9 protein-coding genes and 6 pseudogenes are annotated in these 14,519 nt (G+C 59.4%); 7 read left to right on the forward strand and 8 right to left on the reverse strand.

The window, feature by feature from the left end; translation table 11 throughout:
• The first annotated feature begins 386 nt into the window (after positions 1–386).
• Positions 387–818 (forward strand): hypothetical protein, encoded by a 432-nt coding sequence (locus tag NKH63_RS30520; RefSeq protein ID WP_352920320.1) that lies wholly within the window; start codon positions 387–389, stop codon positions 816–818.
• 26 nt (positions 819–844) lie between these two features.
• On the opposite strand, the gene alr is transcribed toward NKH63_RS30520, so the two are convergent.
• The gene (gene alr, locus NKH63_RS30525) at positions 845–2,161 is read right to left on the reverse strand and encodes an alanine racemase (RefSeq protein WP_352920297.1); all 1,317 of its coding nucleotides are present in this window, start codon (positions 2,159–2,161) and stop codon (positions 845–847) included.
• Positions 2,162–2,769: 608 nt separating this feature from the next.
• A pseudogene (locus tag NKH63_RS30530) lies at positions 2,770–3,294 on the reverse strand (IS256 family transposase); the annotation flags it as partial.
• 124 nt (positions 3,295–3,418) lie between these two features.
• Here NKH63_RS30530 and NKH63_RS30535 point away from each other — a divergent pair.
• Positions 3,419–3,622 (forward strand): annotated as a pseudogene (locus tag NKH63_RS30535) (helix-turn-helix domain-containing protein); the annotation flags it as partial.
• Positions 3,623–3,730: 108 nt separating this feature from the next.
• Here the strand turns inward: NKH63_RS30535 and NKH63_RS30540 are convergent.
• From NKH63_RS30540 to NKH63_RS30550, 3 genes and pseudogenes are all read right to left on the reverse strand, one after another.
• Positions 3,731–5,620: a DDE-type integrase/transposase/recombinase gene (locus NKH63_RS30540; RefSeq protein ID WP_352920300.1), complete on the reverse strand. Its 1,890-nt coding sequence runs from the start codon at positions 5,618–5,620 to the stop codon at positions 3,731–3,733.
• A gap of 111 nt (positions 5,621–5,731) precedes the next feature.
• Positions 5,732–5,934: pseudogene (locus NKH63_RS30545) on the reverse strand (transposase); the annotation flags it as partial.
• Between the two features lie 359 nt (positions 5,935–6,293).
• On the reverse strand, positions 6,294–7,316 hold the full coding sequence (locus NKH63_RS30550; RefSeq protein ID WP_352920315.1) for an IS110 family RNA-guided transposase: 1,023 nt from the start codon (positions 7,314–7,316) through the stop codon (positions 6,294–6,296).
• A 201-nt stretch (positions 7,317–7,517) separates the two neighbouring features.
• Here NKH63_RS30550 and NKH63_RS30555 point away from each other — a divergent pair, with 201 nt between their 5' ends.
• The 4 genes from NKH63_RS30555 to NKH63_RS30570 all read left to right on the forward strand — a co-directional run bounded on the left by NKH63_RS30555 (position 7,518) and on the right by NKH63_RS30570 (position 12,432).
• The gene (locus NKH63_RS30555; protein WP_352920303.1) at positions 7,518–8,543 is read left to right on the forward strand and encodes an IS110 family RNA-guided transposase; all 1,026 of its coding nucleotides are present in this window, start codon (positions 7,518–7,520) and stop codon (positions 8,541–8,543) included.
• A 247-nt stretch (positions 8,544–8,790) separates the two neighbouring features.
• Positions 8,791–9,183 (forward strand): transposase, encoded by a 393-nt coding sequence (locus NKH63_RS30560; protein WP_352920318.1) that lies wholly within the window; start codon positions 8,791–8,793, stop codon positions 9,181–9,183.
• Between the two features lie 73 nt (positions 9,184–9,256).
• A complete protein-coding gene (locus tag NKH63_RS30565; RefSeq protein ID WP_352920307.1) occupies positions 9,257–10,249 on the forward strand; it encodes an IS481 family transposase in 993 nt (330 codons plus the stop codon).
• A 1,172-nt stretch (positions 10,250–11,421) separates the two neighbouring features.
• A complete protein-coding gene (locus NKH63_RS30570; RefSeq protein ID WP_352920309.1) occupies positions 11,422–12,432 on the forward strand; it encodes a D-alanine--D-alanine ligase family protein in 1,011 nt (336 codons plus the stop codon).
• Positions 12,433–12,489: 57 nt separating this feature from the next.
• On the opposite strand, the pseudogene NKH63_RS30575 reads toward NKH63_RS30570, so the two are convergent.
• Positions 12,490–12,729, reverse strand: a pseudogene (locus NKH63_RS30575) (ATP-binding protein); the annotation flags it as partial.
• A 24-nt stretch (positions 12,730–12,753) separates the two neighbouring features.
• Between NKH63_RS30575 and NKH63_RS30580 the strand changes: the two are divergent.
• The gene (locus tag NKH63_RS30580; RefSeq protein ID WP_352920312.1) at positions 12,754–12,891 is read left to right on the forward strand and encodes a hypothetical protein; all 138 of its coding nucleotides are present in this window, start codon (positions 12,754–12,756) and stop codon (positions 12,889–12,891) included.
• 597 nt (positions 12,892–13,488) lie between these two features.
• Here the strand turns inward: NKH63_RS30580 and NKH63_RS30585 are convergent.
• Positions 13,489–13,749 (reverse strand): annotated as a pseudogene (locus NKH63_RS30585) (IS481 family transposase); the annotation flags it as partial.
• 572 nt (positions 13,750–14,321) lie between these two features.
• Positions 14,322–14,519, reverse strand: a pseudogene (locus NKH63_RS30590) (hypothetical protein); the annotation flags it as partial.

The following is a 14,519-nucleotide window of genomic DNA, read 5'->3' on the forward strand; positions in this document are numbered from 1 at the left end:
TCGGGTTTCGACTTCATGACCTTTTGCTCTCAAGCCGTGGTCGACAGCGCAATTAGTGCCAACCAATTCTATCATTAATTGAAGCGAACGAATAGAGTGGGGGTCATTCGGTCATTCGTCCTCGGCCTGCAAGCTTCACTGCGAGGTGTCGAAATCAGGGGAACTGCGAACGAATCAAGCAGAACGCTTTGGAAGAGTTGGGTATTGCCCCTGCCCCCAACCGGGCGATGACGCATTTGGAAAGGAGTGATTCGCCGTTGGTGGCGGGCCTCCTCGAAAATGAATGGCGTATGTTTTTGGTATCTCCGGTGCTTGACCCGATTGGCACCCCTAGACAGCACCCTGAGGGTCCATCGTAAGGACGGCAGGTCGATGCAGTGTTTACAATGAGCGTTTGTCATCGAGAGAGACTTGAAGGCTGTCTTGTCTGGCTCGTCGAGGAGTTGAACCAGAAAATGCCGCTTGCGTTACCCTTGCAGCCCAGATCCGGCGCGAGAGTCTGGCCGGATCGCGCAGCCGGGAAGACTCAAACGCCGATGTTGCGTGCGATGCTGTCGGCAGCCATGCGCCAATCGATCGACCGGGCCAGTTTTCACCAGCGCATGATCCATGTTGAGGATCTGGTCGAGCCGGGATCGCAACAGGTCGGTCTGTCCGCTTTCGTGCCGTTCCTTCGGCCGCATCGCTCGCTCCCTCGCAGCTTCGCCACAACAGTCGAATCACGCGTACGGGCACGCTACAATTTGCCGGAAATCGCCGCTCAAGCCACGATTCTCGGCAAAGTGAAATGCTATACTCGAGCAAAAATCCTAAATTGAATCAAAGTGTTCTGCCAGGCGGCCGGCTAACTGTGCAACCCCGAGAGATCCCTACCCCCGATGTACGATCGAACCGATCTTGAGCCAAGCGCCGTCATGAATTCGTTAGGTATGCAACCTATTGATTTGGCGAGCTCATCAACCGATTGCGATGGCCCACAGACCTCGACCAAATCGCCGAGCGATGGCTTTAAATCTGCCGCCGCACTAAGATCAATAATCGAGGTGTCCATGGAAACCCGGCCTATGACGCCAGCCGCTCGGCCTTTATAATAGACCCGAATCCGATCCCGATTAGCCGCAGGACGTGTGTAGCGCGGATAGCCGTCCACATAGCCCAAAGAAATGACTCCGATAAGGCTGTCCCTCTCTAGCCTGTGAGCCCTTCCATACCCAACGTAATCTCCGTGACGAAGTCTCTTCACCTGGAGGAGCCGCGCATGCATAGAGACAACTTGTCGAAACGGGTTGCTGCGGCTTACGAACGGATTACCGCCGTAGAGACCTATACCAGGACGAACCATCTCAAAATGGGCCCTGCGACCGAGGAAGCACCCTGCTGAGCCGGCTAGCGAGGCCCGCCGGAGCGATCCGAACTCCTTTCGGACCTGCCAAAAGGTATCAACCTGCTCTCTGTTGCGAGGGTCGGAAGGATCGTCGGCACAGGCCAAGTGGCTCATGATCAGGTCGAAATAGTGTAGGCGACCTTCGATCATATGTGTCAGAGTACCCAACTCCTCCATGTGGAACCCGAGTCGATTGATCCCGGTGTCGACATGCAGGGCGGCTCCGCCAGTCCAGCTTTCGCGTTCGCAGAAGTCGATCCAAAGCCGAACCTGGGACTCCGAAGTGAGTACCGGCTTAAGATTGAGCGTCTTGTGGGCGGACTCAGTACCAGGAAGGAGTCCATTTAGGACGTATATCTCACCGCCATCATTTTGCTCGCGGAGCTGAGCCCCTTCTTGGAGATGCGCCACGAAAAAGCTTGCGCAGCCCTCTGATGCCAATCGGCGAGTGACGGCCGCGAGTCCTGCTCCATAGGCATCCGCCTTAACTACAGCCGCAACTCCCGCCCCAGGGCAAAGAGCTCGGAACTCGTTGAAGTTCCAGGCGAGATTATCGAGGTTGATCTGTACCTGTTGCGAATGGCACTGGAGCATTGTTTTCTGTCCTATTATTAATAGCGATCGGTGCCTGGCTTCTGGGACCTCCAACAGACGGATCGCTTTTGCGGCCGCTCCAACTCTCGCACGCCCACCGCCAACTCGAACACGGATCGCGCGCCTCACGACCGTGGACACAGAGCCGGGAGACGAAGCAGCGTAACGCGGACATTCTCGCATAGTTGGCGGCAGCGGTCAGCTTCGTCCGCCCCGCGCCGCTCGCAGAAGCCTTGGATGCCCTGCAGCTGTCATCGGGATTACGATCCCTTGCGCAGTTTGATATGAGCGCCTGACACGAAACACTCGGGCAAGAGTTGCGTCGTCGCCCGGGGGCAAGCAGCCACAATCGACTCGCAAACGCCAGGTACCATGGGCGCGCACCGCCATTCAGCACGACCTCAAAAGCCGCGCGTAGTATACCGCTCTGCGTACCCGAGGTTACAACCACGGCAACGCCCTCCGATCTGTCGTAGACCGCCTTGTCAGTCGCCTGCGCTATGTTAAAGACTGGCACCTTCAACGTCCCAGATATGCCCAACCTTCAACTTCATAAGCGGTGGAGGCTTCCCCTGCCTAGGACCTCTTCTTGGAAAATCTCGCATCGAACTTCGCATGCCTTGCTAGAGCTAGACAACACAGAACGCTCCGGATTGCCGAACCGCCGACGTGATCTAAACCTTTTGGGGGAGTCTTCGCGCAAAAGTTTGTAAATATATTATCACAAAGATGATAATAAAGGGCAGATTGCCGGGCGATGTACCGTACCCAGCCCTACGTAGCAGCGCTGCCACCTCGCCGATCGCCGCGACCAGGCCGGCATGATCGTCGGAGACGACCAGCTCGACGCCCTTGAGGCCGCGCGCCTTGAGCGCCACGAGGAAGTCCTTCCAGGCCGAGCAGCTCTCGCGATTGGCCATCCCCACGGCCAGGATCTGGCGCCAGTCGTCCCAGTCGATGCCGACCGCGATCAGCACCGCCTGGCCCGTGACGATGCCGGCCTCGCGCACCTTCTCGTAACAGGCATCGAGCGATGAGGTAGGGGAAGGGCTCGTGAAGCGGGCGCTCGGCAAACGCCTTCAGGCTCTCGTTCAGGCGTTTGTTGATGGCCGAAATCGACGAGGCCGAGAAGGCATGACCACAAAGCTTTCGGTGATCGCCCTGACCTTCCTGGTCGACGCCTCTTGCACATACATCTCCGCAAGCGTGGCAACCAAGGCCCGCTCGGAGCGCTGGTAGCGCTCGAACAGCTCGGTGTAAAAGCGGCCGGCCCGGTCCTGCGGAACCCGCAGCTCAAGCTTGCCCACCCGCATGACTGTCGATGCCGGCTCAATACTCCCCAGAAGTGCCGTTTGAATCTTCCCCAGTATAGCGCTGCCGCCGGTCTTCCGGAGCGCGCTCCGGGAGACCGGCGGCGCGTAATCGTTGATGCTTCTCCTGATGGTCGGGAGAGGGATTTCGGTGATCAAGATCGGGGAGATGATGATGATACTGGATTTGCATCGACAGGGCCTGTCGGTGTCGGCGATCGCCAGGGAGAGCGGGATCGATCGCAAGACGGTGCGCAAATACATTGAGCGCGGGCTCGAGGCTCCGGCCGCGCGGCCAGCCGCCGAAAAATGGACACCCTTCCGCGACAGCCTGAGCGGCGAAACTGGGGAATTTTACTTCGGCACTTTTGGGGAAAATTCGAGCGGCATTGACAACGTGTTGCCTCACGTAATTTTGTTACCGGTTGCCTCATCGAGAATGTTACCCGCTTGCCCGGCATGAGGGGTCCGGAGCGGCGTACGGCGCTGGGCTGCTGGGCCCGCCGATGAGCTGCTGCACGGCTTGTTGTCGCCACGCCCTTACCCGCTTCTGCAACGTGTAAAGCTGTCGCAAGCTGTATCGTCCCGGGTACCGGGCCTGGAACTCCACGAGCAGTTCGAGTGCGGTCTGATCCGGGCGTTCCTCAAGGCACTGTGCCAACTCCTCCCAATCGTCCTTGAAGACATCAGGACGTCGGCCGCGTGGTTTGTCGCTGAGCAGGCGATACGTTTTAGGCCCGATGACAACGCCGCGCGCGCGAGCCGCCTGGCGCCAGACACCGACCCGTCGGGCGAAGGTTTTGTATTGCTTGCGGGTAAATCGACCTGGAAACTGGACGCACAACTCTTCGAAGAGCTGCATGGCGTTGATGTTGGGGAATTCCTCCAATCGGCGACACGCGATCGGCCACGCCATGCGGAGCGCCTGGATGCGACCTTGGCCAGGTTCGGCGTAGACCGGCCTTGGCTTCTCCGATGTCTTCGTGGACGGTGCTGCGGTCGCGGGTGGGGTCGCCATCTTGGGGGCGGCGGACGGACTCGCAATGACCTTTTGGAGGCTTCGCAGGTAAAGCGGTTTGGCTTCGATGGAGAATGTCGGACGGATCTCGCCGGCGTGCCACGCGCTTGATAGGCTTGCCACGAATGCCGCCAGGTTCGGCGGCTCGGATGTCGCCGGGGGCGGTATCTCGCCGTCAGCCAATGCTGCCAGGTGAGCCTGCACAGCACGCATTTCCTCGAGAAGTTTCAACGGATCGAGCCCGGTGGCGATCTCAGTCAGCTTGGTCTTGGCGGCCATCGGAATGCCCTCGGCCTGCAACAGCCGCTCGCAGGGCGTCTGCGGCGGATGATAGCGCTTAGCCACTTTTGCGCCGTCGCGCTGCTTGGCGGCCAGCTTGAACGAGGGCTGGAAGAAGTTCACGAATAGCCTGGATGCTCCGTAGAGACGCGTGATCGCTCTGGCCGCTGCCAGGCCTTCGAAGCGCCGATAGCCTAAGAGCTTGCGAATGACGGCGCCGTTTTTCTGCTCTATCCACGCCTGGTCGTTCTTGCGGTAAGGCCGTGAGCGGGTGAGTTCGATGCCGTGACCAAGACAATATTCGATCAGCCTGTTGTTGATGAACTCGGTGCCGTTGTCCACGTCCAGAGCCTTCAGAGCAAAGGGCAACCCCAGGCGGATACGCTCAAGGGTCTCGACCACGAGTGTGCCTTCTCGCACCACGATGGGCGCGGCCTCCGTCCATCCGCTAGCGATATCGGTCAGAACCAGGCTATGAACGTAGCTGCCGCGGTTGACCTCCCCGCAATGAGCCACCAGGTCCATTTCCATGCTGCCGGGAAGCGGCTCATTCCAGTCAGCAAAGGTGCGCATTTTGATACGCCGCCGCGGCTCCGGCACAACTCTCGGCTTTTTCGTCCGGCCCGTGCGCCTCGGCATCCGGAGCAAGCGGTCGATCGTGGCGGCGCTCATCGACAGGATCTTGTGGCGGATCTCCTCCTCGAGCTTCAAATGTCCATTGCGTTCCAACGCAGGCAGGAGAATGGGCAGCAAGGCCTTCAGGCGCTTGCCGCAAACTCGATCAGACGCCTCCCACAGCACGATCAAGGCTCCTCGAGCGGCCTCATCATAGATCGAAGGCCGTTGACGAGTCTGCCGATGCTTCGGCTTCGACGCGCTGTTCAGGACACGGATTGCGGATTTCTCGTGATACCCTGTCGCCGCGATGAACTCCTCTAAGATCCTGCTTTTGTCCTTATTCGCTGCGGTCGCATAGCGATCCCGGACTGCATTGGCGAGTTCCATGCGCATGGAATGCGTCATCTTCATCTTCATGATCCCTCCCTCATGGCGAAGGCATCATGCCGGAATGCGACTTCACGGGTAACATTTTAGGTGAGGCAACGAAGCCGCTCGGTAACAATCTCCGTGAGGCAATGCGACAATGACAAAGGTGCGGCCGTAATAGCCCGAGCGATAGCCCAGCCGCTCCGGCGTCCGCTCGCCCTTCGAAGCGCCCAGCGCCTCATCCTTCTCCGCCTCGAGAACCTCCTGCACCACCGCACGGATCACTCCGTGCAGCCCATCCGGGTCCAAAAGCAAAATGTCTTTGACGGCAGCGCTGGCGGTCTTACTTCAGTCTTGGTCATGGTGGCGTTCCTTCCACGGAATCGGTGACGTTGAGTATCACCAGCCTGCCATGACCGCCTCCCTCTGAGCGAATTGGCAGAACTCTCAGCACATCTGTGGACGCCCCCGTGAGCGCAAGAAGAATCTTCGAAAGGCAGTATAGCGGCGCGTAGTCGGGTGCTGACATCTGTCCGGCCTCTGATGCGGCCTTCCATTTGCCGCCGGCCCGTATGGGAGTTCGCCGATCGGATCCATATCACTACCGCGCGCTCGAAGCGCTCTGTGCTGAACTGGTTTTTCCGATCCGTCTCTCATCGACTGTCGCGCCATACCTCTCCGTGTGACCTTCCTACACCTGCGACGACCTCAGACCGAGCTGCTATGCTGCCACGGCCGGAGCCCTGTAGGTCCCACCTCTTGCCATGAGCGCCCAGACGATGCGGGCCATCTTGTTGGCAAGAGCGACGACCACAAGCATGGGCGGCTTGCGGGCGAGCATGCGCCCAAGCCACGATCCTTCACGAATGCCTCGCCGACGAGCATGACGCACGACAGCGCTCGCTCCGATGATAAGCAGGCGCCGCAAAGTACGCTCGCCCATCTTCGATGTTGCACCGAGCTTCTGTTTACCGCCGGTTGAGCGTTGCAGCGGCGTCAGGAGCAGCCAAGCGGCGAAGTCGCGCCCCTTTCGGAAGATTGCGGCGCAAGGCCCCAGTGCAACCAGAGCCGTTGCCGTTATCAGACCAACGCCGGGGATTGTTCCCAACCGCCGCATGTCTTCATCCTCTCGGGCACGCCGTGCAATCTCGGCATCGAGCTGCTTGATCCTTTCCTCCAGCGATCTCAGCGTATCGACCAGCATGGCGAGGGCCAGGCGGGCTGCTTTTGGCAGATCGCCCTCAGGATCCTCTACCTTTTCCATCAGCTTGGCGGTGTGAGAAGGGCCCTGGGCAACGACCAGTCCATATTCTGCGAGATGGCCGCGCAAGGCGTTGATCGTCTGGGTGCACTGCCGCACCAGCAGATCACGAGCCCGGAATACGGCCGCACTCGCCTGCTCCTCCTCACTCTTCACGGCGACAAAGCGCATGGTCGGCCGCTGCGCGGCCTCGCAGATCGCCTCGGCATCGGCGGCGTCGTTCTTCTGCCGCTTCACGAAAGGCTTCACATAGGATGGCGGGATCAGACGAACGGTGTGCCCGAGCTCGCCGATCTCGCGCGCCCAGTGATGCGCCCCAGAACAGGCCTCCATGGCGACCAAGCAGGCCGGCTGCCCAGCGAGAAACGCAAGCACCTTGTCGCGTCGCAGTTGCTTCCGGAAAACAATGGCGCCCGCCGCATCGGCTCCATGCGCCTGAAACACATTCTTCGCTAGGTCCAACCCGATCGTGTTAACTTCCATTGTGGACGCTCCCTCTCTTACGGTGGCTGTCAAACACCACCATTCTGGCACATCGATGCCGTCGAGGGGGCGTCCACATGGGGTAATCGCGGGAGCGACGCGCCCTGAACCGATCATAGCCTTGGAGGGTGGCTGTTCCCCGATAAGATGAAATACGGGCTCACGACTGGACGCCGGGCCCAGCATCAACGGAGAACAGCCATGGAAGAACATATCGGTCTCGACGTGTCGATGAAAGAGACGGCAGTGTCGATCCGACGTGAAAGCGAACGGATCTGGCGCGGGAAGTGCGCATCTGATCCCAGGATCATTGCCGAGCTTGTCCGCAAGCGGGCGCCGGCCGCAAAGCGCGTCGTGTTGGAAACCGGCCCGCTGTCAGTTTGGTTCTATCATGCGCTGCGCGCCGAGGGATTGCCAGCCATCTGCATCGATGCGCGCCATGCCAAAGCCGCTCTCGATATGGCGGCGAACAAGACGGATGCGAATGACGCCGATGGTTTGGCGCGTCTTGCTGAAGCAGGATTCTTTCGCGAGGTGCGCGTGAAAGGCTTCGACAGTATGTTGACCCGCACGCTCGTGGCAGCACGCACTCGGCTGGTCCGGATCACCGTCGAGCTTTCCAACCAGATCCGAGGGATCATGAAAACGTTCGGCTTGCTCGTTCCCGCCGGTAAGGGAACTACATTCGAAAAGAATGTCCGGAGCCTTCTTATCGATCAGAGCGAGCTTGCTCCTGTCGTCCTACCGATGTTGGAAGCCTGGCGCAGCATCCGCATCCGTGCCGCCGAGCTTGGGCGCCAGCTTGTCGCAGATGCACGTCAAAGCCAAGCATGCCGCATACTCATGTCGATCCCCGGCATCGGCGCCATTACCGCAACCTCTTTCGCCACTGCCATTGAAGATCCGGGCAACTTCAAGAAGTCCCGCTCTGTTGCCGCTTGGATCGGCCTGACAACTCGCCGCTACCAATCGGGAGAAGTCGATTATGACGGCCATATATCCCGACGCGGCGATCGACATTTGCGGGGACTTCTCTATGAGGCTGCGGCGGTCATCCTGACACGCAGCTCGATCGACAGCAGCCTGCGCACGTGGGGCCTCAAGCTCCGGGAGAGGGTTGGCTTCAAACGAGCTGCCGTGGCTGTGGCGCGCAAACTGGCGGTGATAATGCATTCGATGCTCAAGACCGGTGAGTTCTTTGATCGAAATGCAGGCGCCACAGCATGAAATCTTGCGAATAGCGTTCAGGATCTGAGCGCCTGAGACGTCCCTGCCGGGACGTGAGCCGAGCCATTCCGCTGATGGGGTTGCACCGCTGTCTCAGCAAAGTGCGTGGTCCACATTGAAGGCTCGTCCCGCGAATCTCCATCATGCAGCGACCGATGTCGACCGCGAAGACAACCGTGTACCCGGCCAACGCATCTCCTAGCGCGAAGATACTTGACGTCCCCACCGCGATTAGACAACCCCATCACTGGAAGACCACGACCTTCACCGGAGCGCTGCGGCTGACGGGCATGACTGCGCCCTTCGTCTACGACGGCGCCATGAACGGCAACGTGTTCCTGGCCTATGTCGAGCAGGTGCTGGTCCCGACATTGTCGGAGTGGACAACCTGCCCGCCCACAAGGCCGCCGGCGTGCGCGACGCGATTGAGGCCGCAGGCGCGAGCCTGCTCTACCTGCCGCCCTACAGTCCCGACTTCAATCGGATTGAGAACGCCTTCGCCAAACTCAAGGCGCTGCTGCGAGCAAAGGCCGAGAGAACCAGCAAGGCTCTGTGGGACGCGGTCGGCGCGGTCGTCGACCTCTTCACCCCAGCCGAATGTGCCAACTACTTCAAAGCCGCGGGATATGAACCGGATTAAATAGGACGTGCTCTAGATGTTTGATCCCAGGCTTTGATGGGGCATCCTTGTCTTCCGAATCAAGGGATGCGCTATGGGCCAGGTTCTCCATGGGAGCGCCACGACGACTGAGGCAGTCCGTCGAGCGATACAGCATAGTCAAGAGAGCCTGAGGGGCCTCGCCAAACGCTACGGGATTAACCAGAAGACCGTCGCCAAATGGCGGGAGCGGACCTCGGTGGCCGATCTGCCGACCGGTCCGAGAGAGCCGAGGTCGACCGTGCTCTCGCCCGAGGAGGAAGCTGTCATCGTTGCCTTCCGGCGCTACACTCTGTTGCCGCTCGATGACTGCCTCTATGCCTTACAGCCGACAATCCCGCATCTGACGCGCTCGTCACTGCATCGTTGTCTTCAACGCCACGGCATCAGCCGCCTGCCGGACGTTGAAGGCGACAAGCCGGCAAAGAAGAAGTTCAAGAGCTATCGGATCGGCTACTTCCACATCGACGTCGCCGAGGTGCGCACCGAACAAGGCAGGCTGCACATGTTCGTCGCCATCGACCGCACCTCGAAGTTCGCCTTCGTCGAACTGCACGAGAAGGCCACCACCGCCGTATCGAGAGACTTTCTGCTGCGTCTGATCGCGGCCGTTCCCTACAAGATCCACACCGTGCTCACCGACAACGGTATCCAGTTCACGACGCCCTGCGCCGGCGGTTCGGCCGTGCCATTGATCAAGGAGGCCATCGCAAGCGGCGAGCGCTTCTGGGCCCATGCGTTCGAATACGCTTGCGCCACGAACGACGTCGAGCACCGGACGACCAAGGCAAGACATCCGTGGACCAACGGCCAGGTCGAGAGGATGAACAGGACTATCAAGGATGCAACCGTCAGACGCTTCTACTATGAGAGCCACGGCCAGCTCCGCCAGCACCTTGCCGACTTCATCTCGGCCTACAATTTCGGCCGCAGGCTCAAGACCCTCAAAGGCCTCACACCCTATGAGTTCATCTGTAAGGTTTGGGCCGCACAGCCCGAACGCTTCAAATTTAATCCGCTCCAGCAAATGCCGGGACTAAACATCTAGACTGAGTGGCATGTTACGAATTGGCAAATATAAAATCGATATCATAACCATCCAGAAGTAAGATGGGTAATCGAGCCGAGCGCTTCATTCAGACGAGCCTACTCGAATCGGCCAACACGCGGGCCTAGAACTTCTCATACGAACGAACGGCCGAATTGCCCCGTTGGCTTCGCCCTCATGGCAACTGAGATCAAAAACCTCAGTTTTCTTGGTCCCGATCGGGACAAACTGTTGAGGCTTTACAGCCACAAGCCTTCGAATAGATTGTTGGTGATGTTCGACAGAGTCAGATGGTCCCGAAACAGACTCATCGCGGATCCCATTTTGGCCAGCGTTTTATTTTATGGGCGCGACGATAGGCCTAACATATGCGCGCAACCGATACCATCAAATTGCGGCTCGGCATCTTGCGAAGAGAGGCGTCCACATATGCCGGGAGGTGGGATCGAGCTGACGTGCTCTTCCGTTCACTCTCCCGTTTATAAGTTAGCCCTTTTTTTCGTTGAGGTGCTCCCTGACGTGCTCCCCATCTTTGGATCGCTCAGGGTCGGCATTTCCGGGGGTGATGGCTCAGGGCGGAACGGCCGCCGATGAGCTTTGATAAGCGACATCGGTGGCTTGTTGCCGATCGCGCATGCGCGTCGATGATGCGATTGAGGAAGCGCTCCCCTGTGTCGTGGAGCCGGGAGCGACTGCTGCCGCTGGCGCAGCCGAGGCGCAAGCTGCCAATCGTCGTGACCAGGTCCGAGACTCCCTCAGTCGGGATCTTGAGGCTGCCCGGTACGTCGCCGACCGGGCTTTCCGGCGACATGATGCGGCCGATCCCAGGAACCGGCTGGTTGCGGCGGAAGTGGATGCGCGTTGGAACCAGGCACTCATCCGTGTCAGTGAGCGAGAACAAGACCGCCGCGCATGATGCCGCGGCACCGAGGCCATTACCTGTGTTGGCAACGGGCATCACGGCGCTCGGCACAGACCTCCAGGCTGTCTGGTCGGCGCCAACGGCGGACGCTAGGCTCAAGAAGTGCCGGATAGCACGCGATAAACACCGTCAACCATGCCACATCACTGTTGGCACGCCGATTGCTGCGGACTCCGTGTAGCGGGCGCGGACGCAGACGGACTGTTCCGCTCGAGCCAATAACAGACGGTAATATCAAAGGAGTACCTCAATGCGGGTAGCCATCGTGCGGAATAGCGAATTTGTAGGCGTTATCAACCACTTCGGACAGCCTTATCCAGGGTCTCCACACCCTTGGCCCTCTAATGGATACTACGAAAGAGTGGTGGCGGCAGTGAAAGAGGGCGGTCACGAGACACTGTTGTGCGAAGGCGACAAAGGACTGCTCAATACGCTCGAGCGGTTCATGCCACCCGATCTGCAAGCCCGCCCCTCAGGGATCGTTTTCAATTTGGCAGAGGGTATTCAGGGCGAATACCGCTTCACTCACGTCCCGGCAATGCTCGAGATGGCGGGCGTTCCATACACCGGGTCGGGCCCACTCGGGCATGGGCTAACGGACGATAAGGTGATCAGCAAGAGGCTCATGCGCAGTTGCGGCGTGCCGACGCCGAAGTTTTGCGTCATGCGCCTCGGCACCGAGAGCACCGGCGACCTGCGATTCCCGGTGGTAGTGAAGCCGCGTCGCGAAGATAACAGCTTCGGTTTGCAGCTTGTACATGAGCCCGCTCAGCTGAGGCAGGCAGTGGAAATGATTGTCACGCAATATGGACAGGATGCGCTCGTAGAAGAATACATCGATGGGCGCGAAATCCATGTTGCGCTGCTGGGAAACGGAGAACCCGAGGTGTTGCCTTTGGCGGAAGTTGACTTCGGCGAACGCGAAAGTGGTCTTTTGACGTGGGCGGGGAAGTACCTGCCGGCTGAAAAGCTGCCGACGATTTGCCCGGCCAAAATCGAGAGTAGCCTTGCGACCTTGCTAGGGGAAATTTCGGTTGCGACCTTTCGTGCTTGCCAGTGCCGGGACTACGCCCGGCTCGACGTCCGGATCGACCGCTCCGGCCATCCCTTTGTCCTGGAGATCAACTCAATGCCGGGGCTCAGTATGCACTCCTCATGGGTCCTTGCCGCGATCGCTGCTGGACACGGCTACTCGAGCCTTATCAATCGCATCCTGCGTATCGCTCACGCGCGATATTTCGGAAATGACGGCGTCCACTAGGCCGAACACGCATCGAGCCGCCGCGGCCTGCTTTTCAGCAGCGGCCGCCGATCGGCGCCGTGCGGCAGGAAAGTCGGCATTCTCGATCTGTGCGTCATGGCGAAGTTTTGCAGCCCTGGCGCGGGCTTCGAAACGCTTCTGTCGGCGCATGGTAGCTTCGCGCTCGAGCAGCATGGCAAGCCATTCGCTATGCTCGAGGCTGCGTGCTTCGGATTGTGCGTCGAGTTCCTGGCAGGCGGTGGCCATACCATGAAGGCCGAGTTCGCGCAGCATGTCGATGGTCGGATGGATGAGCAATGGTGTGTCTCAAGGGAAGTAATCATGGCCACGCAGATTGGCGTGATCGACGATGGCGGTCGGTTCGGTGGAAGGCCTTGCGGCCTTGTGATTGGCAATAAGTGCAATAAGCGAGGCGATGCTCTTGCAGTTCAGCCCACCGATCTCGACAGCGCGGGCTGACACGGCTTCGGCGCTATCGCGTGTGATATCGCGAAACAGGCGAAGGACACCCAGGCATGTTCGAAAGGCTTTGTTCAGGATGTGGGCGGCTGGCGAGGATTGCGACAATCAAGCCTTCCGTCTCGGGGCCGACGGATGCGGCCCAGCGACGGAAGCGATCTGGCGTGCACTCGGCATAGCGCCGGTGGGAGCTGGGCATGTGATCCGGATCGGTTCCATGGCGAGGACCGCACCGCGACGCGCTTGCCGCGGTGGAAGATCTCGATGGTGCGCGCCGTTGTTCTCAGATCGACCTGCTGGCGAAGAGGCTGTGCGGCACCGAATAAAAGAAAGTCTTGAACTCGACGTTTGTAATCGTCAAGATGCGGGCCAAACGCCATTCGGCAAACTCGTAATCCTCCAGTGGAAGACTGGCCAAAGCCGGGCGCTCGACACTCTCAACAGTTGCCGGCGACTAACGCCCAGCCGGCGCATGACGTGATCATTGATGCGATCGAGTGCCCGGCGAATGGCGGCATTGGCCTCGGCCAGCGAGAAGAAGGTCTGGTTGCGCATCCGCGCAAGGAGAGCGCTATCGCCTTCCTCGAAGCTGCCATCGCTTATTACGTGTCCCACAGAGCCGATCCGGCCGAGCTTCTTGATATCGAGATGGATGAGCTCGCCGGGATGCTCGCGCTGATAGCGGCGCACCGGCTCGACCGGTGGCACGTCTTTCAGCCGCAACAGGCCGGCGCGTGCCACTACCCGGCTCACCGTCGCCTCCGACACGCCGGTTTGCATAGCGATGTGCTTGCCGGTCAGGCGCTGTCCGCGCAGTGCCACGATCGCATCCGCCACCGCGGCTTCGGTTCGCCTCGGGCTGGTCTTGGCCGCTGACCTGCCAAATGGTGGCTCAAACTGCGCTCGTTGACGTCAACTTCGAGAAGATCTGCCGCATCGGCTAACAAGGCATGGGTAGCTTTTGCCAGCCTGGCGGCGATCGTCTCCTGGGCTTCATGGCCACTTGGGGTCTACCCCCATTTTTGGTTCTGTTGCCACATCCATTGATTTCACTATTGGAGTGCTTGCTTTGTATGCATGCGACCCTTGTGACATGAATGTGATGGCACAAACCTTACAAACACGAGGTGCCCTAAACCTCTGAAAAAATTGGTGGGCGGTTCAGGATCCGTCTCGCCACGGCTATGCTTGGCGAAGTGTAGACGGATGAAAGACGAAGCTTCGATCCTTCTCCCGCAGTTGCTCGATTCCCAGATTGCTCAAACGCGTCGTCCCTCTCCTCGCTATTCCTCGGCTGGGAACACTCGGTCAGCCGCCCGTGGAAACCAGCATAGTGGCAAACATGTCTCGGGTTTCGCGGGAATGCACACTTTTAGCCGACGAATTCACGGAATCGCCGCCAATCGCCGTGGAACCAAGGCTTCGGGAGTTTACCGTTGCCTCAGGGTGGACAGAGGAATCGGTGAGTTGGATTTCACTGGTTTCGTCACGACAAGGCTGTAGTATTGCTCGATACCCAAACCTGCCTGCAGCAATTCCTCCATGAAATCCTGATACGCAGCCATAGAAGGAGATGAGGAGATGAAACGCGCATCAGATAATCGATGCGCCCCCCGATGGCCCAGCAG

Origin of the sequence: Mesorhizobium sp. M0960 (assembly GCF_040319055.1) — a bacterium.
Lineage (GTDB): Bacteria > Pseudomonadota > Alphaproteobacteria > Rhizobiales > Rhizobiaceae > Mesorhizobium.

Bases quoted from the DNA above. Each gene is read 5' to 3' on its own strand.
- NKH63_RS30570 (WP_352920309.1), top strand. From the start codon at position 11,422: ATGCGGGTAGCCATCGTGCGGAATAGCGAATTTGTAGGCGTTATCAAC.
- NKH63_RS30550 (WP_352920315.1), bottom strand. From the start codon at position 7,316: ATGGAAGTTAACACGATCGGGTTGGACCTAGCGAAGAATGTGTTTCAG.
- NKH63_RS30565 (WP_352920307.1), top strand. From the start codon at position 9,257: ATGGGCCAGGTTCTCCATGGGAGCGCCACGACGACTGAGGCAGTCCGT.
- NKH63_RS30580 (WP_352920312.1), top strand. From the start codon at position 12,754: ATGGCCACGCAGATTGGCGTGATCGACGATGGCGGTCGGTTCGGTGGA.
- NKH63_RS30555 (WP_352920303.1), top strand. From the start codon at position 7,518: ATGGAAGAACATATCGGTCTCGACGTGTCGATGAAAGAGACGGCAGTG.
- alr (WP_352920297.1), bottom strand. From the start codon at position 2,161: ATGCGAGAATGTCCGCGTTACGCTGCTTCGTCTCCCGGCTCTGTGTCC.
- NKH63_RS30520 (WP_352920320.1), top strand. From the start codon at position 387: ATGAGCGTTTGTCATCGAGAGAGACTTGAAGGCTGTCTTGTCTGGCTC.
- NKH63_RS30540 (WP_352920300.1), bottom strand. From the start codon at position 5,620: ATGAAGATGAAGATGACGCATTCCATGCGCATGGAACTCGCCAATGCA.